The organism is Mesorhizobium sp. M2A.F.Ca.ET.037.01.1.1 (assembly GCF_003998075.1).
GTDB lineage: Bacteria > Pseudomonadota > Alphaproteobacteria > Rhizobiales > Rhizobiaceae > Mesorhizobium.
In genome coordinates this window covers 1-3,388 of record NZ_RZSA01000752.1, presented here as the reverse complement: position 1 = coordinate 3,388, position 3,388 = coordinate 1, and the positions used below count along the sequence as shown (strand labels likewise).

Genomic DNA, 3,388 nt, shown 5'->3' with positions numbered 1-3,388 from the left:
CTGTTCACGGACAGCATGTTGGTGCCGGAGAAGGTGGCGCCATCGGCATAGGCCTTCAACTGGTCCTGAAGCGCTTTGATTTCGGTCTGGGTCTTCTCTTTCGAAGCGTCTGTCTGGCCGAACGAAGCAGTCAGCTTCTGCTGGATCTTGTTGATCGTGTCGATCGCACTGCTCATGCCGGTGTAGGCCGTGTCGACCTTCGAGGCGCCGAGGCCGAGAGCGTCCGAAACGGTGGACATGGCCTGGTTGTCGGAGCGCATCGTGGTGGCGATCGACCAGTAGGCGGCGTTGTCGGAAGCCTGAGAAACGCGATAGCCCGTCGAGATGCGGGCCTGGGTGGTGTCGAGGTTCTTCTGGGTGGCGTTCAAGCTCTGCAGAGCGGTCAACGCCGAGGCGTTGGTCATGATACTGGCCATGGTACTCGTACCCTATTTTTACACGGATTTTTTGACATACCGGCATGTCCGGTATGACGGTGCGGCATCATGCCAATGATCTGTAAAACCCGATCACCCGCCATCTGCGAGCAATATGCGGGCCAGTCCCTACCAAAGCGCTAAATCGCAGGGTTAATCGAAAATATATTGCGCAAAAATCGAGCGCGTATCCGGCGCCGGCCTCTGCGGCTTCAAGTGAAGGATCGCACCAGGCTGCCGACGAGAAGGTTCCAGCCGTCGATCAGCACGAAGAACAGGATCTTGAACGGCAGCGACACCACCGTCGGCGGCAGCATCATCATGCCCATGGCCATGGTCACGGTGGCGACGATGAGGTCGATGACGAGGAAGGGCAGAACAATGAGAAAGCCGATCTCGAAGCCGCGGCGGATTTCCGAGATCATGAAGGCCGGCACCAGGATGCGCAGATCGACGGTCTCGCGCGAGACAGTCTGGCCACGCTCGCGGGCGAGGTCGGCGAAAAGGTCGAAGTCCTTGTCGCGCACATTGTGCAGCATGAAGTCGCGGAACGGACCGGAAATCTTCTCGAACGCCTCGCCTTGCGTGATCTGGTTGTCCATCAGCGGCTTCACGCCGGTGTTCCAGGCCTGGTCGAAGGTCGGCGCCATGACATAGAAGGTCATAAACAGCGACAGCGAGATCAGAATCAGGTTTGCCGGCGTCGACTGTAGGCCGATGCCGGCGCGCAGGATCGAGAAGGCGATGACGAAGCGGGTGAAGCTCGTCACCATGATGAGCAGGCCCGGCGCCACCGAAAGCACGGTCAGCAGGCCGAACATCTGGATCAGGTAGCCGACGGTCGTGCCGTCGGCCTTGCCGATGCCGCCGAGATCGAGCTGCTGGGCCGCGGCGACGGAGGTGGTGACGACGATGAGCGCCGTGGCTATGAGGAACTTTCTCATTCGAGCAGCATCGTCCTGACGAGAACCTGTTTGACGTGGCCGCCGCTGCGCAGCGCCGCGCGCTCATCGAGATCGGCCTTGAGATGCTGGTAGCCGCTGGCGCCTTCGATCTGATGCAGCTTGATCGTGCGCACGAAGGCGAGCAGATCCTGGTGGATCTGCTCGGTCACTTCCGGCGGCTGCGGTGCGTCATAGAGAACCGATGCCTCCAGCCGGATCCAGACGTCCGACGGCGAGGCGAGATTGGTGGTGATCGGCGCCAACTGAGCCAGCGTCGGCCCGGCAGCGGCCTTGCCGGCTTCGCCGGTCTTCTCCGCCTTGCCGGTATTCTCCGGCGCCGCGGGCACTGGCGCCGGCGTCTCGCCCTGCTTGAGATAGCCGCCGGAAACCCAGCCCATGCCGATGGCCGCGCCCGTCATGACCAGCAGGATGGCGAGCTGGATCACCAGGGAAGGTCCCTTCTTGGGCTGGACCTGCTCAACATTGGCCATCGCAGCGTTCTCCCGGCCCTAGAAAGGAAGAACCTGGTCGAGGACCTGCTGGCCATAGGCCGGCTGCTGGACCTCGCTTGCACGGCCGCGGCCGCCATAGGAGATGCGCGCTTCCGCGATGCGCTCGTAGGGGATGGTGTTCTCCGCGCCGATGTCGGATGGACGAACCATGCCGGCGATGGTGAGGACCCGCAGTTCGTAGTTGACGCGGACCTCCTGTGAGCCCCTGATCATCAGATTGCCGTTGGGCAGCACCTCCGTCACGACGGCGGCGACGTTGAGCTCGATGTCTTCCGAGCGCTTGATCTCGCCGTCGGCATTGGTCTCCGTGCTGGAGCTCAAGCCAGCGTCGCCCTTGCCGCTGGTGCTCTTGCCGTCCCATCCGAGCGTGACGTCATAGCCGAGCTTGCGCGCGGCGGTGCGGCTGCGATCGTTCTGGTTCTTGAAATTAGCCCTGTCGTTGAGCTTGATGTTGACGGTCAGGATGTCGCCGGCGCGCAAGGCGCGCGGATCGGTGAAGAGCCGGCTCTGGCGGTCGTCCCACAGTGAAAATTTCTTCGGCCGCGAGGCAGGCGGCTCGGGATAGGTGTAAGGGCCGGAGGCACCGATGCCGGAACCGACGGGTGACATAGCAGGCTCCCGGCCGATCTCCTTGAAATTGGTGCCGCAGCCGGACAACCCCGCAACCGCGACGAGGACAAAGAACTTCAACTTCATGACGGATCAACCCTTCGCGCCGCGCTGGCCATGATGCCGGTGAGCGTCGCCGCCGCCTTCTGGTCCATTTCATTCAGGATGACGCCGGCCTTGCGCGAATCGAGCTTCATCAGGATGGCCGCCGCGAGCTCGGCATTGACCATCGCCAGCCGCTCGGCGGCGGCGTCCGGCTTCATGCCGGCATAGATCTTGACGACGCCGTCCTCGGCGCGCGCCAGGAACACTTCGCGGCGCTTCAGCCACTCTTCATATTCGGCTTTCTTCGCCTCCAGCGCTTTCATGCGCTCGTCGATGCCGGCCTGCAGCTGCTTCAGCTCTTCCGCCTGCAGGGCGTAGCGGCGGTCGCGCGCGGCATCCGCGATGTTTGAGCAGAAGCGCTGGACCTCGCTTTCGTCAGGCGCTTTCCCGACCGCAAGTCCAACCGGCTGGGCCGATGCCGTCTCGCGCGTGAGTTGGGCCGGCTGAGCCGGCGCCTGACCGCCGGGCAATACCTGGCGCACTTCATCCGCACGGACCGCGCCGCCCGCCAACGCGACGATCGCGCTAATGGCGAGGAGTCCGGTCACGGGGTGAAGTCTTGGGCGGCGATGCAGTGTCGAGGAGAGGAGCGCGATCATCGGCGTGCCTATTGGAGGACCAGGTCGGCCTGCAGGGCGCCGGCAGATTTGATGCCTTGCAGGATGGCGATGATGCCGTCCGGCTTCACGCCGAGGCGATTGAGGCCGGAGACAAGCGTTTCGAGATCGGGGCCATCGAGCACGGCGACGCGGGCGTTGGGCCGGCTCGCATCGATGGCCGTGGACGGTTCCACCGCGGTCTC

General features: G+C 63.5%; 5 protein-coding genes and 1 pseudogene. All 6 read right to left on the bottom strand.

The genetic code is table 11. From position 1 onward, the window contains the following. Positions 1–416, bottom strand: a pseudogene (locus EOA27_RS28370) (flagellin); the annotation flags it as partial. A gap of 212 nt (positions 417–628) precedes the next feature. Further along, entirely contained in the window at positions 629–1,360 is a 732-nt protein-coding gene (gene fliP / locus EOA27_RS28365) for a flagellar type III secretion system pore protein FliP (RefSeq protein ID WP_095766375.1), read from the bottom strand. Then, complete coding sequence (locus EOA27_RS28360; protein WP_126081521.1) at positions 1,357–1,851, bottom strand: flagellar basal body-associated FliL family protein; 495 nt, start codon at positions 1,849–1,851, stop codon at positions 1,357–1,359. The genes fliP and EOA27_RS28360 overlap by 4 nt, the downstream gene beginning before the upstream one ends. Positions 1,852–1,869: 18 nt before the next feature. Beyond that, positions 1,870–2,568 (bottom strand): flagellar basal body L-ring protein FlgH, encoded by a 699-nt coding sequence (gene flgH / locus EOA27_RS28355; protein WP_126081522.1) that lies wholly within the window; start codon positions 2,566–2,568, stop codon positions 1,870–1,872. Further along, positions 2,565–3,134: a MotE family protein gene (locus EOA27_RS28350; RefSeq protein WP_245466960.1), complete on the bottom strand. Its 570-nt coding sequence runs from the start codon at positions 3,132–3,134 to the stop codon at positions 2,565–2,567. The genes flgH and EOA27_RS28350 overlap by 4 nt, the downstream gene beginning before the upstream one ends. 59 nt (positions 3,135–3,193) lie before the next feature. Beyond that, the coding region (locus EOA27_RS28345; protein WP_189562137.1) for a flagellar basal body P-ring protein FlgI at positions 3,194–3,388 on the bottom strand (195 nt) is incomplete at its 5' end.

Excerpts from the sequence above, each read along its gene's own strand:
- fliP (WP_095766375.1), bottom strand. The coding sequence starts at position 1,360 with ATGAGAAAGTTCCTCATAGCCACGGCGCTCATCGTCGTCACCACCTCC.
- EOA27_RS28360 (WP_126081521.1), bottom strand. The coding sequence starts at position 1,851 with ATGGCCAATGTTGAGCAGGTCCAGCCCAAGAAGGGACCTTCCCTGGTG.
- flgH (WP_126081522.1), bottom strand. The coding sequence starts at position 2,568 with ATGAAGTTGAAGTTCTTTGTCCTCGTCGCGGTTGCGGGGTTGTCCGGC.